At 65.5% G+C, this 22,043-nt stretch carries 20 protein-coding genes; 5 read left to right on the top strand and 15 right to left on the bottom strand.

Annotation, left to right across the window (positions count from 1 at the left end; genetic code table 11):
• The first annotated feature begins 51 nt into the window (after positions 1-51).
• Positions 52-786, top strand: a complete 735-nt coding sequence (locus AC1D09_RS01290; protein WP_477664684.1) for an ABC transporter substrate-binding protein — start codon at positions 52-54, stop codon at positions 784-786.
• Here the strand turns inward: AC1D09_RS01290 and AC1D09_RS01285 are convergent.
• From AC1D09_RS01285 to AC1D09_RS01265, 5 genes are all read right to left on the bottom strand, one after another.
• Positions 783-3,212, bottom strand: a complete 2,430-nt coding sequence (locus AC1D09_RS01285) for a glycoside hydrolase family 31 protein (protein WP_477664699.1) — start codon at positions 3,210-3,212, stop codon at positions 783-785. The two genes, AC1D09_RS01290 and AC1D09_RS01285, sit on opposite strands and share 4 nt — an antisense overlap.
• 32 nt (positions 3,213-3,244) lie before the next feature.
• Positions 3,245-4,246 (bottom strand): ABC transporter ATP-binding protein, encoded by a 1,002-nt coding sequence (locus AC1D09_RS01280; RefSeq protein WP_477664683.1) that lies wholly within the window; start codon positions 4,244-4,246, stop codon positions 3,245-3,247.
• 15 nt (positions 4,247-4,261) lie between these two features.
• Positions 4,262-5,317, bottom strand: a complete 1,056-nt coding sequence (locus AC1D09_RS01275; RefSeq protein ID WP_477664682.1) for a carbohydrate ABC transporter permease — start codon at positions 5,315-5,317, stop codon at positions 4,262-4,264.
• Positions 5,318-5,338: 21 nt separating this feature from the next.
• Positions 5,339-6,328 carry a carbohydrate ABC transporter permease gene (locus tag AC1D09_RS01270; protein WP_477661617.1) on the bottom strand — a complete coding sequence of 330 codons (990 nt, stop codon included), beginning with the start codon at positions 6,326-6,328 and terminating at the stop codon, positions 5,339-5,341.
• 145 nt (positions 6,329-6,473) lie between these two features.
• The gene (locus AC1D09_RS01265; RefSeq protein ID WP_477661616.1) at positions 6,474-7,769 is read right to left on the bottom strand and encodes an ABC transporter substrate-binding protein; all 1,296 of its coding nucleotides are present in this window, start codon (positions 7,767-7,769) and stop codon (positions 6,474-6,476) included.
• Positions 7,770-8,166: 397 nt separating this feature from the next.
• Here AC1D09_RS01265 and AC1D09_RS01260 point away from each other — a divergent pair, with 397 nt between their 5' ends.
• The gene (locus AC1D09_RS01260; protein WP_477661615.1) at positions 8,167-9,195 is read left to right on the top strand and encodes a LacI family DNA-binding transcriptional regulator; all 1,029 of its coding nucleotides are present in this window, start codon (positions 8,167-8,169) and stop codon (positions 9,193-9,195) included.
• A 26-nt stretch (positions 9,196-9,221) separates the two neighbouring features.
• Here AC1D09_RS01260 and AC1D09_RS01255 read toward each other — a convergent pair whose 3' ends face one another.
• The 8 genes from AC1D09_RS01255 to AC1D09_RS01220 form a co-directional block, all read right to left on the bottom strand.
• Positions 9,222-10,244, bottom strand: coding sequence for a hypothetical protein (locus AC1D09_RS01255; protein WP_477661614.1), 1,023 nt, complete (start codon positions 10,242-10,244; stop codon positions 9,222-9,224).
• A complete protein-coding gene (locus tag AC1D09_RS01250) occupies positions 10,241-11,242 on the bottom strand; it encodes a hypothetical protein (RefSeq protein ID WP_477700900.1) in 1,002 nt (333 codons plus the stop codon). The genes AC1D09_RS01255 and AC1D09_RS01250 overlap by 4 nt, the downstream gene beginning before the upstream one ends.
• A gap of 192 nt (positions 11,243-11,434) precedes the next feature.
• Positions 11,435-11,596: a hypothetical protein gene (locus tag AC1D09_RS01245; protein ID WP_007863796.1), complete on the bottom strand. Its 162-nt coding sequence runs from the start codon at positions 11,594-11,596 to the stop codon at positions 11,435-11,437.
• Between the two features lie 74 nt (positions 11,597-11,670).
• The gene (locus AC1D09_RS01240) at positions 11,671-12,504 is read right to left on the bottom strand and encodes an amidohydrolase family protein (RefSeq protein WP_477661612.1); all 834 of its coding nucleotides are present in this window, start codon (positions 12,502-12,504) and stop codon (positions 11,671-11,673) included.
• A 3-nt stretch (positions 12,505-12,507) separates the two neighbouring features.
• Positions 12,508-13,536, bottom strand: coding sequence for a tripartite tricarboxylate transporter substrate binding protein (locus AC1D09_RS01235; protein WP_477661611.1), 1,029 nt, complete (start codon positions 13,534-13,536; stop codon positions 12,508-12,510).
• 56 nt (positions 13,537-13,592) lie between these two features.
• On the bottom strand, positions 13,593-14,333 hold the full coding sequence (locus tag AC1D09_RS01230; protein ID WP_477661610.1) for a GntR family transcriptional regulator: 741 nt from the start codon (positions 14,331-14,333) through the stop codon (positions 13,593-13,595).
• Between the two features lie 152 nt (positions 14,334-14,485).
• A complete protein-coding gene (locus AC1D09_RS01225) occupies positions 14,486-15,448 on the bottom strand; it encodes a Bug family tripartite tricarboxylate transporter substrate binding protein (RefSeq protein ID WP_477661609.1) in 963 nt (320 codons plus the stop codon).
• A 193-nt stretch (positions 15,449-15,641) separates the two neighbouring features.
• Positions 15,642-16,232, bottom strand: coding sequence for a TetR/AcrR family transcriptional regulator (locus AC1D09_RS01220; protein ID WP_477661608.1), 591 nt, complete (start codon positions 16,230-16,232; stop codon positions 15,642-15,644).
• A 102-nt stretch (positions 16,233-16,334) separates the two neighbouring features.
• Here AC1D09_RS01220 and AC1D09_RS01215 point away from each other — a divergent pair, with 102 nt between their 5' ends.
• Positions 16,335-16,844 (top strand): DinB family protein, encoded by a 510-nt coding sequence (locus AC1D09_RS01215; RefSeq protein WP_477661607.1) that lies wholly within the window; start codon positions 16,335-16,337, stop codon positions 16,842-16,844.
• 32 nt (positions 16,845-16,876) lie between these two features.
• Here AC1D09_RS01215 and AC1D09_RS01210 read toward each other — a convergent pair whose 3' ends face one another.
• On the bottom strand, positions 16,877-17,710 hold the full coding sequence (locus AC1D09_RS01210) for an aldo/keto reductase (RefSeq protein ID WP_477661606.1): 834 nt from the start codon (positions 17,708-17,710) through the stop codon (positions 16,877-16,879).
• 144 nt (positions 17,711-17,854) lie between these two features.
• Between AC1D09_RS01210 and AC1D09_RS01205 the strand changes: the two genes are divergently transcribed.
• Entirely contained in the window at positions 17,855-18,166 is a 312-nt protein-coding gene (locus AC1D09_RS01205; protein ID WP_074575890.1) for a cupin domain-containing protein, read from the top strand.
• Positions 18,167-18,293: 127 nt separating this feature from the next.
• Here the strand turns inward: AC1D09_RS01205 and AC1D09_RS01200 are convergent, their stop codons facing one another.
• The gene (locus AC1D09_RS01200; protein ID WP_477661605.1) at positions 18,294-19,376 is read right to left on the bottom strand and encodes a DUF6352 family protein; all 1,083 of its coding nucleotides are present in this window, start codon (positions 19,374-19,376) and stop codon (positions 18,294-18,296) included.
• A gap of 216 nt (positions 19,377-19,592) precedes the next feature.
• Between AC1D09_RS01200 and AC1D09_RS01195 the strand changes: the two genes are divergently transcribed.
• Positions 19,593-21,887 carry a DUF6600 domain-containing protein gene (locus AC1D09_RS01195; protein ID WP_477661604.1) on the top strand — a complete coding sequence of 765 codons (2,295 nt, stop codon included), beginning with the start codon at positions 19,593-19,595 and terminating at the stop codon, positions 21,885-21,887.
• Positions 21,888-22,043: the final 156 nt, after the last annotated feature.

Genomic DNA, 22,043 nt, shown 5'->3' with positions numbered 1-22,043 from the left:
CAATCCGAAGAAAATCACCAACATCCTCGCCACCTGAAAAAGGAAACCTCGATGGCCACCAACGCCTCGCTTGCCAAGCTGTTCGCACCAACCGGAACGCTGCGCGCCTCCATCAACCTGGGCAACCCCATCCTGGCCAATGCTGACCCGGCCACGGGCGCGCCTTTCGGTGTGTCCATAGACCTGGCGAAAGCCTTTGCGCAGCGGCTGGGCGTGCCCCTGGAGCTGGTGGTGCTGGATACCGCGGCCAAGTCCGTGCAGGCGGTGAACGAGGAGCGTGCCGATTTCGGTTTTTTTGCGATCGACCCGGTGCGCGGCAAGGAGATCGCCTTCACCGCGCCCTATGTGCTGATCGAGGGCTGCTACCTGGTGCGCGAAGACTCACCGTTAAGCGCAAACGAAGAGGTGGACAACGCCGGCCGCCGCGTCGCGGTGGGCCTGGGCAGCGCTTACGACCTGTTCCTGACCCGGGAACTCAAGCACGCCGAAATCGTCAGGGCGCCAAGCTCACCGACCACAGTGGCCACTTTTGTGGAGCAGAACCTGGATGTCGCGGCCGGCGTCAAGCAACAGCTGGAAGCCGATGCCCGGCAGAGGGGTGGATTGCGTTTGCTGCCGGGCCACTTCATGGTGATACGGCAGGCCATGGGCGTGCCCAAGACGCGCGGCGAAGCGGCCGCCGATGCGCTGCGCGCTTTTGTCGAGCAAATGAAAGCCAGCGGTTTTGTGGCCGAGGCCCTGGCGCGCCATGGCATAGAAGGCGCCGCGGTCGCGCCACCGGGCTAGAGCTTTAGCGTCAGCCGCCGCCAGGCGCCTTCCAGTTGCTCCTGTGCGAGCGTTGCGCCGGCAAAGCTGAGCTTGCGTTGCTCGGCGGCGGGCAGCAACAAGACCAGGGTGTCCTGAGCCGGCGGCCGTTGGCCTTCGCGAGAGACCGTGACGTGCAGGCTTTGCGAGCCGGACTCAACACGCAAGCGCCACTGCCCATAAGCCCCGCTGCGCCAGGCCTGGCTATGGCCGTCGTCTTCAAAACAGCTGGCCTCAAAACTGCCCTCGCCTCGCTGCGGAAAGACCTGGAAGCCGCGCACATCCTGCGCGTTCGCGAAATGGACCTCGCCAAGGTTGAGCGGTATGGCGCAGCCTTCGCGCGCGAGCAAGGGGGGTGGACCGTCCAGCGGCGCCTCCAGCGTGATCGATTGGCCGGCATCAAAGCGCCGCGCCGTGTGCACTTCGTACCAGCCCCCGGTGCCTGGCAGCCACACGGGGCGCCGCGTCTGGCCGGGCTCGACCACCGAGGCCACCAGCAAGTTGGCGCCCAGCAGCATGTCGTCGTTTTCTTCCAGGCAGCGCGCGTCTTCGGGGAAGTCGTGGTAGGTCGGGCGGATGATGGGCTCGTAGGCGCTGTGGTAACGCCACACCAGGTCGTAAAGGTAGGGCATGAGCCGGTAGCGCAGGCCTATCAGCGCGCGCACCTGGGGCGTGGCCTCGGGGTACATCCAGGGTTCGTTGACGGTCTTGTCGTCGTTCCAGGAGTGGATGCTGAAGCGCGGCAAAAAGATGCCGTGCTGCACCCAGCGCAGCAGCAGCTCGGGCCCGGGCGCGGGTCCGGAGAAGCCGCCTATGTCATGCCCGGTGTTGGACACGCCCGACATCGCGAGACCCAGGCCCATGCGGATGTTGTAGCGCAGCGTCTCCCAGGCCGTGTAGTTGTCGCCCGACCAGGTCTGCACATAACGCTGCATGCCGGCGGCGCCTGAGCGCGACACCAGGTAGGGCCGCTCGGCGGGCGCGAACTCGGACTGCGCGGCGTGCGAGGCCTGCATCATCAGCAGGGTCTGCAGCGGACGCACCTCGCGCGCGGGCCGCGGCGCGCCAAAGCCGTGGGCCAGCGCCTTGTCGCTCCAGATCTCGTATTCGTTGTTGTCGTTCCAGGTGGCCGGAATGCCGTATTGCAGCAGCTGTTCGGTGACCTGTTTCTTCCACCAGGCAATCGTCTTGGGATTGGTGAAGTCGAGGTAGGCGCCGGTGCCGTCCCAGAACTGGATGGCGGTGGGCTGGCCGTCCGGGTCCTGCACCAGCAGGCCGGCCTGCCGGGCTTCCTCGAAGCGCGGGTGGTTGCCGAGCAGCGCGGGCTTGATGTTGGGCACCAGGCGCACGCCGCGGTCGAGGTAGCTCTGCACAAAGCGCGCGGGGTCGGGGAATTTGTCGCGGTTCCAGTGGAACACATAGCGCCCCCCGCCTATGGAGGTATAGCCCGAGGACAGGTGAAAGGAGTCGCAGGGAATGTCGTGTTCCTCGCAACGCTCGAGGAATTCGCCCATGCGCTCCTGCGCATTGGGCGCGTCGGTGTAGCTCATGGTCGAGCCCGAATAACCCAGCGCGTAGCGCGGCGGGAAGATGGGCCGGCCGGTGAGCCAGGTGTAGCGGCGCGTGATGGCGGCCGGGCCGTCGCCGGCGATGTAATACAGGTCGAGGTCGCCGTGGTCGGCCACGAAGTAGCGGTAGTGGCCGTGGTAGTTGTCCATCTCGCGGCCCATGTCGAAGCTGCAGTCGGACAAGGTGTCGTAAAACAGGCCGTAGCAAAGGCCCGCATCCTTCTCGCCGCCATCACCTGGTTTTCGCGTGATGTAGAAGGGGATGTGTTTGTACAGCGGGTCGGTGCTGCGCGCGCTGTAGCCCATGGGGTCCAGGTTGCACATGCGGTAGCGCTGGCCGGCGCGGTTGGCGTCGCCGGCGCGCTCGCCCAGGCCGAAGTAGGCCTCGCCGCGCTCGCGCTGCAAATAGTGGTAGACCTTCTCGTCCCACCAGCCGAAGTTGTAGCTCTGAGTCGGGCGGTCGGCGGCGCTGGCCTGCCAGCGGCCCTGGTGCCGGCTTTCCCAATTGCAGAAGAAGCCCTTGAGCGTGATGCTCAGGCGCACGGCGGCGGTGCTGATGCGCAGCTGCGTGCCGTACTGCTCAAGCTCGCACTCAAAGGCGGGCAACGAAAAGCCGCTCACGTCAAACCGGTCGCGGCCTTCGGCGGGCAGGTTCTCCAGGCCGGGCGCCACCGTCCAGCTGCGCGGCATTTGCAGTTGGCCTTGCGGCAGCAGCATCACGCGCACGATGTCTTCTTCAAGCACCCAGATGTGGGCCACGGCGGCGCCGTCGCTGCCCAGCACAAGGTGGTTACCGCTGCGGGATTGCAGGGCGAATACGGGGGGATGGTCCAGGCGCATGGCGGGCGTGTCGTGTGGGATGGGCATGGCGCTCACAGGCGCAGGCCGTTCTGGTCGAAATAATGCAGCTGCTCCGCGGGTGCGCTCACGCGCACGGTGTCGCCGCGCTTGATGCTTGTCTGGCCGCTCAGGATCAGCTCGAAAGGCGCGCCGTCCACCACCGTGCCGTGCAGGATGCTGGTGCTGCCCAGTTGCTCGACCTGCGACACCGCCAGTTGCAGCGGGCCGTCGTCCGCCAGTCGCGCGTGCTCGGGCCTGATGCCCACGGTCTGGGCGCCGGCCTTGGCGCCGGGCATTTCGGCCGCCGGCACGAAGTTCATGCGCGGGCTGCCGATAAAGCCGGCCACAAACTGGTTGCAGGGCCGGTTGTACAGTTCCAGCGGCGAGCCGACCTGCTCGATGCGGCCGGCGCGCAGCACCACGATCTTGTCGGCCATGGTCATGGCCTCGACCTGGTCGTGGGTCACATAAATCATGGTCGCGCCCAGGCGGGCGTGCAGGTCGCGGATTTCGGCGCGCATGGAGACGCGCAGCTCGGCATCAAGGTTGGACAGCGGCTCGTCAAACAAAAACAGCTTGGGCTCGCGCACGATGGAGCGGCCTATGGCCACGCGCTGGCGCTGGCCGCCGGAAAGCTGGGTCGGCTTGCGCTGCAGCAGCGGCGTGAGCTGCAGCAGGGCGGCGGCGGCGCTGACCTTGCTTTCGATGACTGGCTTGGCCACGCCCAGGTTCTCCAGGCCGAAGGCCATGTTGTCGTAAACGCTCATGTGCGGATATAGCGCATAGGACTGGAACACCATGGAGCAGCCGCGGTGGGCGGCGCTGACCTCGTTGACGCGCTGGCCGTCTATGCGGATGTCGCCGCTGCTGGCCGGCTCCAGCCCCGAGATGATGCGCAGCAGCGTGGATTTTCCGCAGCCCGAGGGGCCGACGAAGACCACAAATTCACCGTCGGAGACGGCCAGGTCCACACCATGGATGATGGTGGCTTTGTCGAAGGTTTTGACGACGTTGGCGAGTTCAAGAGTGGCCACGGGAGAGTCCTCGGTTTATTTGACGCCGGCGCTGGCAATGCCGGTCGCGATGTATTTCTGCAGGAAGGCAAAGACCAGGGTGATCGGAATCAGCGTGATCACGGTCATCGCCAGCAGGTAGTGCCACTGCGTGTTGAGTTCGCCCTGGAAGGCGTTGAGCGCGAGCTGCAGGGTGAAGTGCTCCGATTTGGACAGCACGATCAGCGGCCAGAGGAAATCGTTCCAGCGCCACATGAAGGAGAAGATGGCCAGCACTGCCATGGCCGGCGCGGCCAGCGGCAGGATGATCTTCCAGTAGATGCGCCATTCGCTGGCGTTGTCCATGCGCGCGGCCTCCAGCAGCTCGTCGGGAATGGTCAGCATGTACTGGCGCAGCAGGAACACGCCGGTGGGCGTGGCCACCGCGGGCAGGATCACGCCCCAGAGGTTGTTGAGCAGCTTGAGCTCCGAGATCACCAGGAAGGCCGGCACCAGGATGATGGTGGGCGGAATCATCAGCGTGGCGATGATCAGCACGAACACCGTTTTCTGCCCGGTGAACTGGTACTTGGACAGCGCAAAGGCCGCCATGGAGTTGAACAGCAGCGTGAGCAGGGTGGCCACCACGGTGATGAACACGCTGTTCCACAAATAGGTGCCGAAGGCGAACTTGCCGAAGATTTCGGTGTAGTTGCTGCCGGCGAATTTGAGTTCGTTGACCGGCTTGCGGTCGTTGATGTTGACGCGCAACTCGGTCTGCGGCGCCGCGGGGTCGACCATGGTGGCGACCAAGCCTATGCGCCGCACCTGGGCCAGCTCGCGGGTCTTGCCCTGCTCATCCTTAGCCTGATACAACGGCAGCGGTTTGTCGTAGCCGGCCACCACCACTTCCTTCTGGGTGTAGGGCAAAAAGGTGGGCGGGAACTGGCTCAGCGCGCTTTCGGTCTTGAAGGACGACATCACCAGCCAGAGCACCGGGCCGAACATCACGATCAGGCCGGCCAGCAGGTAGGCGTAGGAAACCCAGTCGGTCCAATGCAGGCTGGTGCCACCGTATTTATGGCCCTTGGTGCGGGTAAAGAAATTTGCCATGACCCTTGTCCTGTTCTCTGCTTATTTCTTTGTCTTGCCGGCTTCGCTGGCCTTGGACAGCCGCAGCTGCGCAAGCGTCAGGGCCATCAGGCCGGCGGCCAGGATCAGCGAGGCTGCTGCCGCCAGGCCGTAGAGGTGGATCTGCTCGGCAAAGCCGGTCTGGTAGATGTACTGCACGATGAAGGTGGTGGCCGAGCCCGGGCCGCCGCCGGTGAGCACAAAGACCTCGTCAAAGCTTTGCACCGCGCGGATCATCACCAGCACCAGCACCACGATCAGGTTGGGCATGAGCAGCGGCAGCGTGATGCGCCTGAGCACGCGCCAGGGCGGCGCGGCGTCCATCTCGGCGGCTTCATAGACATCCTTCGGAATGGCCTGCAGACCGGCCAGCAGGATCAGCGTGTAAAAACCCATGTGGGCCCAGATCGACACCACCACCACCCAGAAGAAGGCCCAGTGCCTGTCCAGCAGCCAGTCCATGGGCGAGCCGCCCATGGCCACCAGGCCCGCATTGAACACGCCCTGGCTTTGCAGCAGCCATTTCCAGATCAGCGCCACCACCACCGGCGACAACAACACCGGGTAGAAGAACACGCCACGCCAGAAACCGCGGCCTATGATTTTTCGGTTCAGCACCAGGGCCGTGGCCAGCGAAAAGAACACCATCAAGGCCACCTGGATCAGGCTGAACTTGACCGTGTTGGCAATGGATCGCCAGAAGATGTCGGTGCGGCAGGTCTGCAGGTCCGCATAGTCGCGGCATTCCAGCAGGATGGCGAAATTCTCCAGCCCGGTGAAGGGCCGCTGCGTGGGCAGCAGGTTCACCCCGCCGGTCACCGCATACACCAGGTTCACCACAATCGGCAAAAAGGTGAAGATGCTGATGATCACCAGGTTGGGCCCGACAAAAAGCCAGCCTATGCGCGATGCGCCCAGCCATTTCTGGCCCAGCCGGAAGACCGGCTCGAACAGGTTGAACAAAAAGCCCAGAAAGGCCGAAAAGATTGACATACCGACTCCGATCTACTGTCCCAAGGGCACTCGCTACGCCCCGGCCTTATGCCAGTGACAGCGCGGAACCGGCATTGCCGGGCCGCAGCTGTCGCCCCCCGCAAGGGGGGAGGCGCGCACGCAGTGCGCGCCACGGGGGTGTGCTCTACTTCTCGGCTTGTTTGACCGCCTCGGCCATGTCGGTGCCGATCTTGGTCACGGCTTCGTCCACGCTGATCTCCCCCACGATGGCCTGGGTGACGCGGGTCACGGTCGGCAGCATCAGGGCGCGGTTGTACTTGTAGCCTTGCAGCGCGTAGGCCGGGGCCGCGATGGTGCCGGTGCCGTTGGTAAAGACGGTGAGCGCCGCCTTGGCGGCCGGGCCCGCACTGGTGTACGCCAGGCCTCGCTTGGCCACCCCGGTGTGGGCTGGAATGGTATTGGTGCGCGATGCGAATTCAGCGACGTTGGCCTCCTGCGCCATGAAGTCCAGGAAACGGCCCACCTCTTTCGGGGACTTGGTGGTTTTCAGCGCCACCCAGGCCGCGCCGCCGGGCATGCCCGAGCAGGCGGCGGGACCGCAAGGGTTGGGCACGGCGACCCAGTCGAAGGCATTGCCGATTTCCTTTTGCATGCGGTTGATCTGCCAGGAACCCGACAGGATCATCACCACACGGCCGTTTTTGAATTCACCCACCGCATCGGCATAGCTGGAGCCGCCCGAGCCGCCCCAGACGTCCTTGAGCATGGTGCCGTCCTTGTGCCAGCCGACGAACTTGCCCACGGCGGTCTTGTAGCCCGCGTCAACCGTGAGGTTGCCCTTGGCGTCGAAGATCTTCGCGCCGTAGCTGACGGCGGGGCCCGCGAAGCGGTGGCCCGAGCGGTCCCAGGCCATGGCGGCCGGGGTCTGCGTGGCCTTGGCCACCTTGCGCGCCGCATCGGCCCACTCTTCCCAGGTGGCCTTGGGGCCGGGCATGGGCACCTTGGCCTGCTCGAACAAGGTCTTGTTGACGAAGGGGCCGGTCATGGTCATTTGCGACAGGAAACCGTAAATGCCCTTGTCGCCCGCCTTGTTGCGCATCCAGGGCAGGGTGCTGCCGAAGTTGTCTTCCCAGTACTTGCGGTCCTTCACATAGGCACTGATGTCGATGTAGTTCTTCGACAGGCCGCCGATCTCGGCGACACGCGCGATGTCGGGCCCCTGGCCGGCCGCGAGCTGCACCGGCAGCTGCTCAACCACGGTCTTGTAGGGCACCACGTCGAGGATCACCTTGGCGCCGGCGTTCTGGGCTTCATAACGCTTGATGAGGTCGGCCGTGACATCACATTCATTGCCGTCCTGGTAGCACATGACACGGATGTCGGCGAAAGCGCTGGTGGCCAGCGTGGCAACGGCGGCGCCCAGGAGGCCGGCGCGCATGGCGTGCCTGGCGAGGGAACGGAGCTGGAAGTTCATGGTCATGGTTGTCTCTTTCTGGAAAAAAAGAAGGTGGGCCGATCGGTCGTCGGCTTCAGGAATGCGCGTCGGCTGCCGGCGATGTGAAAACCATGTCGTCCTGTGCCGTGGGTTTGCGATTATTGGGAGCTTTGGAGTATTATGGCAAACGTTTGCCAACGCTTGGCAATCGTTTGCCATACTTGTCAGTCGCGGTTTTCTCGGTTATATGTTGTTGATGGCACGCACCGATCGCGCCGCCGGTCGGCCACCCGCCGTCGCCCCCTGTTTTCACACAATACGCCCCATCGATGCTTCGCTTTCCACTCGCCGGACTCCCGCCTCGCCATCCGCCTGTCCGGCCTTCGCGCCAACCTGACATTCGCTGCGGCGTCCAGACCCGGCAGGCCTGCCGCCCGCAGCGATGACCGACGACACCCCGCGCAGGCGCAAGGGCGTCGGCCCGGTTTCGCTGAGCGAAGTCGCCGTGCAAGCCGGCGTCTCCATCTCCACCGTCTCGCGCATCGTGAACGGCGAGACCCGGCGGGCCTCGCCGGAAACGCTGGCGCGCGTGCGCGAGGCGATCAAGACCGTGGGCTACCACCCGAACCAGCTGGGGCGCGCGCTACGCAGCCGTGAGAGCCGCCTGGTCGCGATGCTGGCCGCCAACCTCGACAACCCGGTGATGGCCACGCTGGCCGCCTCCACCGAGGCCGCGCTGCGCCAGGCCGGCTACACGATGATCCTGTGCGACACGCACGACCGGCCGGAGCTGCAGGACGACTATCTCAACGCCATGCGTTCGCAAGTCGTGCAGGGCTACGTGATGGTCGCGGCGCAGCCCAGTGACGGCCTGCGCGACTTCGTGGAGCGCGGTGCGCCCATGGTCTTCGTGAGCCGGCGCAGCCCGTTCGGCACCTGCGCCTTCGTGGGGCCGGACAACCTGGCGGCCGGCGCCGCCGCCGCAGACTATCTGCTCGACCGCGGCATCGACGCGCCGGCCGTGGTATTTCCGTCGCGCGGGTCGTCCACGACCCGGGAACGCGTGCAGGGCTTCTGCGAACGGGCCGTCGCCAGAGGCTTGTCGGCCGACCGGATCCGCCGGGTGGAGGCCCCGGGCATCTCGCACCTGGAAATCGGCTACGCCGCCGCGGCCCAGTTCGCGGCGCCCGGTACCTGGCCGCGTGGCGCGATGTGCATCAGCGACCAGGTCGCCTATGGGCTGCACCGCGTGGCCCGCGAGAGCGGGATCCGGGTGCCCGGCGACTGCGAGCTGGTCGGCATCGACGGCAACCCGATCAATGCCTGGCTCGCCCCGTGGCTCACCTCGGTCGAAATTCCGCACCAGGATTTCGGACCGGTCATCGTGGACCTGATGCTGAGCCTGTGGGGCGGTGCAGCGCCACGCGAACGCCTCATGCCGCACCGCATGGCGGCTGCGCTCGAGCGCTGAAACCGGCCAGGCCCGCGCCGGCTGCGTCACGCGCCGGGTTTAGGTCTTTTCCAGATCACGCCGTCCACCAGGTAGTGATGGAAATTCACGGTGAAATGCAGGATGAACACGGTGGGCAGGCCCAGCCAGACCAATTGCTGGCCGGCCACCGACAGCGCCTGGTACATCACGGCCCCCAGCACCAGGCATACGGCGAGATATTTGCCCGCGTTTTTCAAGGGCTTGACCAGGCGCTGAAGATCCTGGGTATCGATAGGCCCCTGCGCATTACGCCGGACATTTTGCAGCCAGACAAACAGCAGGTATTGCAGGTTGTGCCAGATATTGACCACCAGCCACCCCGACGTGATGTCCGTGACCCACAGGTAGGCCACGCTGATGACAAGCAGGTGCGATGCCACAAACAGGCTGTGTCCCACGTTAAGCCGCCCCGCCAGCGCAAGGCGTATCTGCCGATACGCCCACCATGCGGCGGCAAGGACCGCGACTATGCCTGTTGCGTCAGCCAGTGCGGCGTCAACGGCCGGAAGATAAATGGGGAACCCATAAAAAGACTCAGGGGCCGTTGCACACCGGTGCATCAAACCCCACAGGGGAAAGAGATAGATCAGGCTTTCCGACAAACGATCAGGGGCCGCCGCTTGCGGATCGGCCCTTCTGTACGCCCTTGAAATACCGAAGGACTGCCGGGTCACATGGTAGGTTTGGGCGATGAAATACACAGTGAACAGGCCACCCAGTTCATAGGCCAGCGCGACCATCGTGACCAGTACCAGCACGATGGGCGGCAAACCGAAGATCAGGAACCAGTGCTTTTTGATGTGAGCTTTGTCAAACCCGATCCGGGTATAGGTGGCAATGACGTGAGGGCTGGCGAACAACCAGATATCCACCAGCACCACCGCAACAAACATCGCCGGCGAGATCATGGCCAAAGCGCCCAGGACCAGCGCGATGCCTACTGTGCCGAAGAGGAACAGCCCGTCAAACCACGGCCCGTAGAGAAACGGGCCGCGACTGGCGAAGCCCATCGGCATGTACAGACTCATGTCGGAGGAGCTGGTGGTGGCCGCACAGAGCCCAGCGGAGCAGATTTTGGTGGCCGCATGAATTGGGTTCTAGGCCGAAGGTAGCGCTCCGTTGACACCCGGGTGTGCTCGTAGGCGCTGTCGAGGCCGGCCTCGAACCGCGAAGCCAGTGTCAGCCGGCTGGCCATGGCGGAGAGGCCCGCGGGCGGCAATGCTTGGTAAGGGTCATACACCGGCCTGATTTCGCAGGGGTAGCAAAAGCCATCGGCATCGAACTGGCTCTCGACCTGAATCGAATACACCACCCCGGCGGGTTTATCGCTGTCGACCGGAAATGAAAAGGCCAGAACGGAATCAGCCGCATCGGCGGCAGGATTGCTGTCACGCAGCAAAATGAATCCGGACTCCGTGAAGGCGCGGGCTACCTCCCGCTTCAGATCCGGCAGTTTGACCTTGACGTAGGAATTGTTGTAACCCGGACGATTACGCTCCCCGCTCCACATGGTTTTGTAATCAAACCCGTGCTGGGGATCGAGGTAATCCCGGGATTTGCTTTTGATTGACGCATACGCTTGGTCGATGTCAGGGTAGAGCCGGCTGCTGAGATCGTATTGGGCCATCCATGGCAGTTTCCCCATGTCCCTCTCGTTCAGTATTCGTCCCCTTCGCAAGAAGCAATTCATGCACTTGTTCTTGACAACGGTGCCGTCAACCTTGAATTCAAAAATCATGGTTCCGGATTTACCGTTCTTATCCATAGGATAGGAGAACTGGAAGACCGTGCTGTCATCCGCATCTTTTCTTTTAGCAAGCAGGGAAAAATTGAATTCGGAAAATGAATCAACCAGCATTTGATTCAAATGATCCGCCCTGATGTTGCGGTAGATCGCTATGGGAAATGCGTGCGGTACCCAGAGATCTATTGTTACGACGGGTTTTGCAACTGGCTGGCTGCTTGAAATGGAAAAACATCCAAGTCCCAGGATCAATGCCAGGCAAACTGCAATTCTGGACAACATTTTCGGTACCCCCCGTTGACGTTATTCATGGATTAAACATCATGGCCGTCTTCCATCAAGAGGAGTTTTTTATCTGGATTGGATACCGCATCGAACCCAATTCACTGAACGCCAGCCATTTGGACCATAAAAAAAGCGCCCCTCAGGGCGCTTTTTTTGGATGCAGCCTGTGGCCGCACCAGCAGAACCGGCTCAACCCTGATGGGGGCGCTTGCCAGGGTTCTTTTTGCTGCGGGTGTGCGAACCGCGCTCCAGGCTGATCTTCTGGCCGCGGCCGGTGGTGATGGTGTAGCCCTTGGGAGGGACTGGCTTTGGGGCGCAGATGTCGGCTTCGACTCTGATTTTCTTGGGCATGGAGAACTCCGGTTAAAAATGGCGTAGCCCGTGATTTTAAGCCACTCCGGGCTCCGGGCCGCCCCAGGGGGCGATCAGCCGTACAAGGCGGCCGGCGCCAGCTCCCGGGTGCACTGTTTCTGGACCGCCGTCAGCGCGCGCGACACGGGCTCCCAGGTGCTGGCATAGGCCGGCAGCGCATCGGGCGCGAAAGCGGTATGCGGCCAGTCGGAGCCCCAGACCAGGCGACGGCCGAACAGCGCCGCCATCCTGCGGATCACGTCATAAAGCGCCTCGTACGGCGCCTGCGCGCCCAGGCGGTACCAGCCCGAAAGCTTGACCCAGGCGTCCTGGGCCGTGAGCTGCTCCAGCGCGCGCCAGGCCGGGTGGCCGGGGGCAATCCCCGCATGCATGCCCGCGAGGTGGTCCAGCACCGCGGGCACCGGGTTGGCGGCATGCAAGGCGGCGATCGCCGGGAGGTCGTCGGGGGAGGCATACCACTGCACATGCCAGCCCAGGGCGCGCAGGCGCGGCGCCAGGGCCTGGAAGCTGTCCGCCGCGCCGCCCTGCGCCGCCTTCAGGCTGTCGCCGACGGGCGACACCAGGTTAAAGCGCACACCGCGCACGCCCAGCGCATGCATCGCAGCCAGCGCCGCGTCGTCCACCGAGGGCGGCAGCACCACCACGCCGCGGTGCCGCCCCCGGCCGGCGCGCAGCGCGTCGAGCAGCACGCTGTTGTCGGTGCCGTAGACGCTGGGCTGCACCAGCACCAGGTGGCCGAAGCCGTAGGCCTGGGCCAGTTGCTCAATGTCGGCCAGCGGCCGGTGCACAGGACGGTAATGGCCCGCGGCCACGGGCGCCTGGGCGTCGAACACATGGACATGGCTGTCCCAGCCGGGCGCCACCGGTGCTATCGCTGCATGCCGCATGTTTTATCCAGCGGTGATCTTGCGGTCTTTGATGATGCGGCCCCATTTGAGCTGCTGGGCCTTGAGAAAGGCCACGGTCAGCGCTTCGGGGCCGTCGGGGAAGACCTCACCGCTCAGGCTGCGGATGCGGCCCAGCACCTCGGGGTCGGCCATGGTCTTGCGGATGGCCGCGACCAGCGCGGCCTTGGACTTGGCGTCTATGCCGGCGGGCGCCAGCACCGGGTTCCATTCAAGCACCTCGTAGGCCGGCACGCCGGCTTCTTCCATGGTCGGCATGTCGGGCAGCGAGCGCGTGCGGCGCCGGCTGGTCACGGCCAGCGGGCGCAGCCGGCCCGACTGGATTTGCCCCAGCGACGAGGCCACGTTGGCGAAGAACAGCGGCACCTGGCCGGCCATCACGTCGTTCATGGCCGGGCCGCCGCCGCGGTACGGCACGTGCACCAGCTTGACGCCGGCCAGGTCCTCGAACAGCGCGCCGGCCAAATGCTGGGCCGAGCCGTTGCCCGAGGAGGCATAGGCGATCTGCCCGGGTTTGGCCTTGGCCAGGCGTATCAGGTCCTTGACGCTTTTGGCTTCAAAGCCGGGCGTGCAGACCAGCACATTGGGAAACTGCGCCAGCACGGCCAGCGGCGCGAAGGCCGTGTCGACGTCGTAAGGCAGCTTGGGATACAGCGCGGGATTGACCGCGAAGGACGAGGCATCGACCAGCAGTTGCGTGCCGTCGGGCGTGGCGCGCGCCACCTGGGTGGCGGCGATCTGGCCGCCGGCGCCGGGTTTGTTGTCCACCAGCACGGGCTGGCCCAGGAACTCCGCCAGGCGCGGCGCGATCAGGCGCGCCATCAGGTCGGCGCCGCCGCCCGCGGCATAAGACACGACCAGCGTGATCGGCTTGCCGCCGGCGATCTGGCCGGCCGCGCTGGCGGCAAAAGCCCAGGGTGCGGCGACGGCCGCGCCGGTGGCCTGCAGCATGAGGCGGCGCGAGCGGTTCAGCGGCCAGGCCGCGGTTGCGGGGTGATGGGGTTTGGCTGGCATGGTTTCTCCGGTTTCAGGGATGGTTCAGGGACGTGCAAGGACGTGCAAGCAGGTGTTCAGGTGATGGTGACGGTGTAGTGAAAGGCATGGGCATCGCCGCGCGTGTGGCGCACTTCCACGCAGCGGCCGGCCAGGTCGTAGGCGCTGCGCGTGACCAGCGCGCAGGGGTGGCCGGCCGACAGGGCCAGGTGCCTGGCCTGCGCCGCGGTCAGCACGCCGAAGGCAATTTCATCGACCGCACGGGCCACGTGCACGCCGCAGCGCTCGGCGAACATCGGGTAGAGCAAATCGCCCCAGGCGGCGGTATCGCCCTCGGCGAGCCCGGCGAACAAAGCCAGCGGCAGCCAGATTTCCTCATAAACACAGGGCTGGCCCGACAGCGAACGCACACGCTGCAGGCGCAGCGCGGTGTCGCCGCGCGCCAGGCCCAGGCGGCGCGCCACCTCGGCGGGCGCGAGCAGCAGCTGGCGCGACACGATGCGCGAGACCGGCACCTCGCCCGTGCCCTCGCCGAAGCGAAAGAAACGCATCATGGTGCCGCCCGTCAAGCCGGCGCGCACAAAAGTGCCGCGGCCGTGGATGCGTTCAATCAGGCCCTGGCCGGCCAGCAGTTCCAGCGCGCGGCGCAGTGTGCCCAGCGCCACGCCGTGCTCGGCGGCCAGGGTCTGCTCGGCCGGCAGCGCGCTGCCCGGCGGCCATTCGCCCGCCACCACGCGCGCTCGCAAGGCGGCGGCCAGCGCGGCATAGCGGCTTTGGCCCGGCTCGGCGGGCACCACGGTCAGGAGAGGTGCGCTCATGATTGATCTAGTCCTATAGATGACTAGATCATGTCATGCGCCTTGGCTTTCGCCTCCTAGGGTTTTCACGTAGCGATTGGGGCCTGCCCGAAAAAAAAGCGGCGCCCTGATGGACGCCGCCTTATGCAGGAAGCAAGCCTTGAAAAAAGCGCTTATTCGATGGTCGCGCCGGAAGCCTGCACGATGCTCTTCCATTTCACATAGTCGGTCTTGAGCAGGCTGGAGAACTGCTCGGGCGTCATGTTCTGCACCTCGGCGCCCTGGGCGTGGATGGCGGCCTTCATGTCGGCCGTGGCCAGCAGCTTGTTGACCTCGGCATTGACGGTGGCCACGATGTCCTTGGGCGTGCCGGCCGGCATGAAGAGGCCGTACCAGGTGCTGACGTCAAAGTCCTTGTAGCCCAGCTCGGCCACGGTGGGCACCTCGGGCAGCGAGGTGCTGCGGCGCGCCGAGGTGACGGCCAGCGGGCGCAGCTTGCCCGACTTGATCTGGGCGATGGCCGAGGGCAGCGAGGACACCATCAGGTCCACATTGCCGGCCAGCACGTCCATCATGGCCGGGTTGGAGCCCTTGTAGGGCACGTGGCGCAGCTTGATGTTGGCGGCGCTGTTGAAAATTTCGCCGGCCAGGTGGATGGTGGTGCCGTTGCCGGGCGAGCCGTAGGTGACGCTGTCGGGCGCGGCCTTGGCGGCAGCCACCACGTCGGCCAGGGTCTTGAAGCGCGACTGCACGCCCGTGACGATGACCACCGGCGTGTAGGCCACGTGGGCCACGGCCACGAGGTCCTTGGTCGGGTCGTAGCTCAGGTTTTTGTAGAGCCAGGGCGCGACGACCAGGTTGTCCTTCTGGCCCATGACCATGTCGTAGCCCGTGGGCGCGGCGCGCACGGCTTCGGCAATGCCTATGGTGCCGCCCGCGCCGCCGCGGTTGTCGGGAATCACCGTCCACTTGCTGGCCTCCGTGAGTTTGGTGGCCACCAGGCGCGACAGGATGTCGGTGCCGCCGCCGGGCGGGAAAGGCACGATCAGGCGGATGGGCTTGGTGGGATAACTCTGGGCCTGCGCGGCACAGAGCACGAACGCGAGGGCAAGAAAGGACAGGATTTTGCGAAGCATGGGGGAAGGTCTCCAGATGGGGCTTGCAAGCATAAGGCCAATGATGGGCGCCCCGCGTGCAGCCGGTTTTTGACCCTCGATTTTATTCGCCGACCTGTCTATACAAGGCCTGGATGGGCCGTGATCCGCGGGGGCCGGCCTCGCGGCCGGCGATGGGCCCGTGGCAATTCGCCGTTTCCAGTGCAACAGCGGCCTATGTCACATGACCTTGCGGGATCAGGTATGAGCGAATCATGGCCACGATTTCGCGCTTCAGCTCCGGTGATTTCAATGCCCCCCTGCGGGCAGCGTTGTGGATCACGCCTTCCACCGCCGAGGAAAGCACCTGCACCATGACCTCGGTCACCAAGCCCTCCCCGCGGCCGGACATGGCAACAATCGCTCGATAGCGCTCCAGGTACTCGGACTCGAACGCGCGATGCGCGGCTCCTCCGGCGTCGCCGGGCACCTCGTCCAGCAACACCCGATGGAGCGCCGGATGAAGACTGTGCGCCGCAACCATGCCGTCAACAAGATCATCAATCAGCTGGTCCAGCGACACGCCCTGCCCGGCCTTTCGCAGCACCCCCAGCACGTCGTCCAGGTGATGGCGCCGGATGGCATCTACCAACACCAGTTTGTCGGGGAAATATTGGTAAATGGAGCCAATGCTGACGCCGGCGACTTCGGCAACCTCATTCGTCGTGAAGCCGGCCCAGCCCCGGTCGGCCAGAACGCGAGCCCCGGCCCGAACGATGACCTCCACCGTAGCCCGGGAACGCGCTTGGCGCGGCTCTTTGCGCATCGATGACCGTGCCGCTGAAATGCGAGTAGACACGTGACCCCATTCCCATGAATATGTGTACATGGTACTCACATTTCTCGAACGACAAAGGACACCTTCAACATGAGCGCTATCGCATTGCTGCGGACCCTTTTTAGCTACCGCGCCTGGGCCAATGCCGAGTTCCTGGACAAGATGAAGGGCTTCGATGCCAAGCTGCATGCCGAAGACCAGCAGGCCGCCCTGCGGCTGCTCAACCACAACTACATCGTTGACCGGATATTCGCGGCGCATCTCGTCGGTGCTCCGCACAACTTTGCCGCAGACAACACGCCGGACACACCCACACTCGAAGACCTGCGCCAGGCGCTGACGGCTTCCGACCGCTGGTACCTGAACTACCTGGAAACCGCCACGCCTGAACTGTTGTCCGAATCCGTGCCCTTTGTGTTCACCGACGGGGACCAAGGGTGCATGTCGCGCGAGGAAATTCTGACCCACCTTGTCATCCATGGTGGCTACCATCGCGGCGAGATCGGACGCATCATGTCGCGGCTCGCAATCAGCATCCCATGGGACACCTTCGCGGTATACCTGCACCAGACCGACCCGTCGCGCCGGTTGAAGGCGTAAGACGAGCCGATCAAGCGGCGCAGCGCACTGGGCTAGATCATCTCCAGCGGAACCGGTTTTGTCGGCGGCAGGAACAGCGCGTCCAGTTCAGCCAGCTGACCGGCACTGAGCTCAATGCCGGCCGCCGCGACGTTCTCACGCAAGCGATCCGGGTGGCTGGTCTTGGGGATCGCGATCACGCCTTGCTGCGCCAGCAGCCAGGCCAGCGCAGCCTGGGAAGGCGTCATGCCGTGGTTTTTGGCGAAGCGGGCCAGGCCCGCATGGCGCAAGAGGCGCGCCTGCTCAATCGGTGAATAGGCCATTACCGGCACGCGGCGCTCGCGCAGCCAAGGCAGCAAGTCCCACTCGATGCCGCGCCGCGTGAGGTTGTAGAGCAGCTGGTTGGCCTGCACGCCCTGCCCACCCGGCAAAGCCCACAGCTCCTTCATATCCGCGATATCCAGGTTGCTGATGCCGTAGTGCCTGATCTTGCCGGCCTTTTGCAGCGCCATGAAAGCCTGCAGGGTTTCGGCCAGCGGCACCGAACCGCGCCAATGCAACAAATAGAGGTCAAGGCGGTCGGTGCGCAAGCGGCGCAGGCTGCGCTCGCAGGCCGCCACCATGCCGGCCTTCGACGCATTGTGCGGATAGACCTTGCTCACGACAAAGGCCTCATCGCGCCGGCCTTGCAGCGCTTCGCCGACCAGTTCCTCGGACAGGCCTTCGCCATACATTTCCGCAGTATCGACCAGCGTGCAGCCCAGGTCCAGGCCCAGCCGCAAGGTCGCAAGTTCATCAGCGCGCCGCGAGCGCGCATCGCCCATGTTCCAGGTGCCCATGCCGAGGGCGGGAACGGCTTCGCCACCGGGCAGCAATACGGTTTTCATGCGGTCATCTTAGCCCTCGGCCGCTCATGTCAGTGATGCGGATACGGAATCAATCCACACCGAAGAATTCATGTTTGCGGCGGCCCCGCGACGTAGCATGGCGTGGCTTTCATTGCGCCACGCGCTCACCTGTTGGAGACCCACATGAAGATCATTCGAAGCAAGGATTTCACCGCGACACGCGCCTGGGGCGCGATGACGGTGGCCAATATGCAGGGCATCACCACCCGGCTGCACTGGACCGACAAGCCCTACAAGTGGCACATCAACGAAGGCGAGGAAGTGTTTGCCGTGCTCGACGGCCGCGTCGAGATGCGCTACCGCGACAACTGCGGCCAATGCTCGGTGATGCTGGAAACCGGCGACATCTTTTTCGCGAGCGCCGGCACCGAGCATGTCGCCTCGCCGGTCGGTGAGGCCCGCGTATTGGTGGTGGAGGTGGAGGGCAGCGACTGAGAGCCGTTCACAAAACCCTCCTGGCGTTGTTGCGCCGCCTTGCCGTGCTGGTGCACTGTCTGCGGCGACGCGCCTAGCCAGGACCGCTTCGCTGGATTTTCTGAACGGCTCTTACCCCAGCACGCGATCAGGAGGCCGCGTCCGGCAGCGGCAGGTTGACCAGCAGGTTTTGCGGCTTGAGCCTGAGCACGCCGCCGGCGTCCATCGTCATTCCCAGGTAGACCGGCTTGCCCGCCACGTCGGCGCGCATCTCGCGCGGGTCGGCAAACTCCAGCCGGAACAGGCTGACCAGCCGCTGCAGGCGCGCCGGCTCCACCTCGCGGCCTTCATACAAATCATTGAGCAGCGCTGTGGCCCCGGCGTCCAGGCCCACATGCCAGCGCCAGGCTTCATCGTCCACCTTTTGCACTGGCCGAATGGAGACGGCCACGCCCAGCAAATGGGCAATCCATTTCTGCAGCACGGCGGCCAGCGCTTTCAGGCCCGAGTGCGCGCGCACCACGGTCAGCACCAGGCCGTGGCCCAGCTCATTGTTGAGCTCATGCGTGAGGTCCAGCAGAAAACGGTGGCCGCCCGCCCCTTCGGTCTCTTGCCAATAGGCGGCCGCATTGTCCTCAGCCAGCACCCGCAGTTCAATGGCGGGCACAGGCGCGCCGGCCTCGGCCAGGAAGCGGCCGAAGTCACCCACGCCGCCGGTGTCATGGAGCATGTCCAGCACCGCCAGGTCGCCGCTGAGCACCCGCCCGCCTTCGGTGCTGATGCGCTGCGGGCGAAACAGCATTTCGGCCGCGCGCACTTCATAGGCATCGGTGCAATCGTCCAGCAGGCTGCGCAGCATGGCCTGCACCATCAGGTCGATAAAGAGCGGCGGAACGTCCACGCGGCCCGTGCCGTCGCGCGGAAACAGGCCCAGGTAGTAGGCCTCCAGCGTGCCCGCGGCCAGCAGGCCGTCGCGAAAGCGCAGGAAATGCGCATAGTTGTCCCGCGCGTCGGCGTCCTCCAGCGCTTGCAGTTCGGCTGGCGCCACCGGCTTTGAAGGCGCAGCCGCCAGCGCGGCATGCAGGGCACGCTCGGCTTCGCAGGACTCCGGCACCAGGGCCAGTTCGGGCCGCGCGAGGAACAGCCGCAGGTAGTCGTCGGTGGGCTGCAGCCAGCCGCGCGGGCTGCGGCGCAATTGTTTGAAGCCGCTGGAAGGCCAGAAATCTTGCATGGGCGACATCGTCGCACATCGTTTCGGTGCCCGTGCCTTACATCCTGTTTCATCGCCCCCGCGAATGGCGCAATCTTTACCGCCTGTTAGCACTCCATCCATCTTCAGGCGCGTTGTCATGGGTATGGTGGTCCTCATAGGGCCACAGCCTCCATACGGACTATCCATCGGCCTCATCCGCGATGAGCCCGCAACGACAGGAAGAGAGCGTGCACCATGACCCGCACCGACATCGAACCATTGCGCGACGACACCGGCCATGATTTCCGGGGCTTTCGCTTTTCCGACCTCTACTGGTACCTCGTGCTGCTGGCGGTTGCCTTTGTGCTGGCGCTGCTGCAGCCCGTGGCCTGGGCCCAGCAGCCCGCGCCGCAGGCCGATGCGCTGGACCCGCCCGGCCGCGTGGCCCGGCTCAACCTGGCCGAAGGCGCCGTGAGTTTTGCGCCCGCCGACGCCAGCGATGCCTGGACACCCGCCGCGCTGAACCGCCCGCTGACCGCCGGCGACAGGCTGTGGACGGGCCCGCAGGCCCGCGCCGAACTCCATGCCGGCTCCACCGCCGTGCGCATGAACCACCAGACCAGCCTGGACCTGCTCGCGCTGGACGACAACACCACCCAGCTGCGCCTGGCCCAGGGCACGCTCAAGCTGCGCGTGCGCCAGCTGTTTGACGGCCAGCGCCTGGAAATCGACACACCCAACCTGGCTTTTGTGGTCTCGCAGCCCGGCGACTACCGCCTCGACGTGGACCCGGCCGGCAACACCACGCGCGTCATCGCGCAAACGGGCGGCGGCGTGATTTACGGCGACAACTCGGCCTCGGTCAACCTGGGTGCCGGCCAGCAGGCCAACTTCAGCGGCACGCAGCTGGTGCCGGCCGGGCCGGGCGCCTCGCGCCAGGATGACTTCGACCAATGGGCCGCGAACCGCGACCGGCTCGAGGACCAGTCGGTGTCCGCGCGTTATGTGCCGCGCGAAACCGTGGGCTACCAGCAGCTCGACAGCTACGGCAGCTGGAGCCAGGACCCGAGCTATGGCGCCATCTGGATACCGCGCGCCGTGCCCGTCAACTGGGCGCCCTACCGCATGGGCCACTGGGCCTGGGTCTCGCCCTGGGGTTGGACCTGGGTGGACGACGCGCCCTGGGGCTTCGCGCCCTTTCACTATGGCCGCTGGGCGCAGATAGGCCCGCGCTGGGCCTGGGTGCCGGGGCGTCTCGCGCCGCGCCCGGTATACGCGCCTGCGCTGGTCGCTTTTGTGGGCGGCAGCAGCGGTGGCGTGAGCTGGAACATCTCAGTAGGCGGCGCGCCGCGCCCCGGCGTGGGCTGGTTCCCGCTGGCGCCCGGCGAGGCCTTCCGCCCGGCCTACCGCGTGAGCCCACGCTACGTCACGCAGGTGAACAACAACATCGTGGTCAACAAGACCGTCAACGTGACCAACAACGTCACCAATGTGTACCGCTACCAGCGCCAGCCCGCCGCCGTGACGGCTGTCAGCCGCGAAGACTTCGAGCGCGGCCGGCCGGTACGCGTGCAGCAGGCGCTGAGCCGTGCCGACCTGGGCCGCGCGCAACTCGTGGCGGACCGCGGCGCGCTGCCGCAACGCCCCAACCCCGCGGAGCTTCGTGAACGGCAGCGCCCTGCAGCCGCCGTGCCGCCACCGGCAGTGGCCGCACGGCCCGTGCCCGTGGTCAGCAGCCGCGACGACAGGCGTGATGAGCGCCGTGATGGCCGGGACGGCCGCCGCGATGACAACAACCGCGATGAGCGGCGCGCCGGCCCCGCCGCGCCAGTCACCGCGGGAGCCGCACGTCCTGCACCCGCACCGGAACGCAGCCCCCCCGAAGCCAGCCAGCACGCGCAGCGCGAACTGCAACGCCAGCAACGAGAGCAGAAGGAACAGCTGCAGGCCCCCCAGCTGGAGCAGCAGCGCCGCTCGGGTGAAGAGCCCATAGGCCAGCGCGCACTGCGCGAGCAGGCCCAGCGCGACGCGCGGGCCCGCAACGAGGCGCAGGAACGCGCCCAGGCAGCCAATGCCGGCGCGCAAGCCCGCGCCGAGGCCGAGCGCCATGCCGCCGAACAGGCCCAGCGCAGCCAGCAGCAAGCCCAGCGCGAACAGCAGCGGCAGCAGAGAGAACAGCGGGAACAAAGGGAAAAGCTGCAAGCCCCCCAGCTGGAACAGCAGCGCCGCTCGGGTGAAGAAGCCATAGGCCAGCGCGCCCTGCGCGAACAGGCCCAGCGCGACCAGGAAAACGCGCGCCAGCAGCAGGCCGCGCAACGGCAGCAACAACAGCAGCAACAGCAACAACAGCTGCGCGCCCAGCAGGAGCAGCAACGCCAGCACCAGGCCCAAGCGCAGGCTCAAGCCCAGGAACAGCAACAGCGGCGGCAACAGCAATTGCAACAGCAACAGGCGCAGCGCGAAGCCGCCCAGGCCAGGGAGGCCACCGCCGACAAACCCACCCGCCAGGCGCGCGGCGAAGGAAACCCCAACCGAAACCGCGAGCAATAAAAAACGCAAAAGGCCAGTGGCAGGCAACGGTTTTTACCGGGATGCGGCACTCTTCCTCAAGCAGGGGCCGCGGAACCGGCTTTGCCGGGCCGCAGGCGCAGCGCCCCCTCGGGGGGCAGCGAACCACACGAAGTGGGGAGCGTGGGGGCTTTAGAT

This window comes from Polaromonas sp. P1_A2 (assembly GCF_056406895.1).
Note: the sequence above shows the minus strand (reverse complement) of the source record. Positions and strands in the feature narration are given on the sequence as shown.

Bases quoted from the DNA above. Each gene is read 5' to 3' on its own strand.
- AC1D09_RS01250 (WP_477700900.1), bottom strand. From the start codon at position 11,242: ATGTTGTCCAGAATTGCAGTTTGCCTGGCATTGATCCTGGGACTTGGA.
- AC1D09_RS01245 (WP_007863796.1), bottom strand. From the start codon at position 11,596: ATGCCCAAGAAAATCAGAGTCGAAGCCGACATCTGCGCCCCAAAGCCA.
- AC1D09_RS01255 (WP_477661614.1), bottom strand. From the start codon at position 10,244: ATGAGTCTGTACATGCCGATGGGCTTCGCCAGTCGCGGCCCGTTTCTC.
- AC1D09_RS01225 (WP_477661609.1), bottom strand. From the start codon at position 15,448: ATGCTTCGCAAAATCCTGTCCTTTCTTGCCCTCGCGTTCGTGCTCTGT.
- AC1D09_RS01275 (WP_477664682.1), bottom strand. From the start codon at position 5,317: ATGGCAAATTTCTTTACCCGCACCAAGGGCCATAAATACGGTGGCACC.
- AC1D09_RS01285 (WP_477664699.1), bottom strand. From the start codon at position 3,212: ATGCGCCTGGACCATCCCCCCGTATTCGCCCTGCAATCCCGCAGCGGT.
- AC1D09_RS01290 (WP_477664684.1), top strand. From the start codon at position 52: ATGGCCACCAACGCCTCGCTTGCCAAGCTGTTCGCACCAACCGGAACG.
- AC1D09_RS01220 (WP_477661608.1), bottom strand. From the start codon at position 16,232: ATGCGCAAAGAGCCGCGCCAAGCGCGTTCCCGGGCTACGGTGGAGGTC.
- AC1D09_RS01240 (WP_477661612.1), bottom strand. From the start codon at position 12,504: ATGCGGCATGCAGCGATAGCACCGGTGGCGCCCGGCTGGGACAGCCAT.
- AC1D09_RS01235 (WP_477661611.1), bottom strand. From the start codon at position 13,536: ATGCCAGCCAAACCCCATCACCCCGCAACCGCGGCCTGGCCGCTGAAC.
- AC1D09_RS01205 (WP_074575890.1), top strand. From the start codon at position 17,855: ATGAAGATCATTCGAAGCAAGGATTTCACCGCGACACGCGCCTGGGGC.
- AC1D09_RS01265 (WP_477661616.1), bottom strand. From the start codon at position 7,769: ATGACCATGAACTTCCAGCTCCGTTCCCTCGCCAGGCACGCCATGCGC.
- AC1D09_RS01260 (WP_477661615.1), top strand. From the start codon at position 8,167: ATGACCGACGACACCCCGCGCAGGCGCAAGGGCGTCGGCCCGGTTTCG.
- AC1D09_RS01200 (WP_477661605.1), bottom strand. From the start codon at position 19,376: ATGCAAGATTTCTGGCCTTCCAGCGGCTTCAAACAATTGCGCCGCAGC.
- AC1D09_RS01210 (WP_477661606.1), bottom strand. From the start codon at position 17,710: ATGAAAACCGTATTGCTGCCCGGTGGCGAAGCCGTTCCCGCCCTCGGC.
- AC1D09_RS01195 (WP_477661604.1), top strand. From the start codon at position 19,593: ATGACCCGCACCGACATCGAACCATTGCGCGACGACACCGGCCATGAT.
- AC1D09_RS01270 (WP_477661617.1), bottom strand. From the start codon at position 6,328: ATGTCAATCTTTTCGGCCTTTCTGGGCTTTTTGTTCAACCTGTTCGAG.
- AC1D09_RS01215 (WP_477661607.1), top strand. From the start codon at position 16,335: ATGAGCGCTATCGCATTGCTGCGGACCCTTTTTAGCTACCGCGCCTGG.
- AC1D09_RS01230 (WP_477661610.1), bottom strand. From the start codon at position 14,333: ATGAGCGCACCTCTCCTGACCGTGGTGCCCGCCGAGCCGGGCCAAAGC.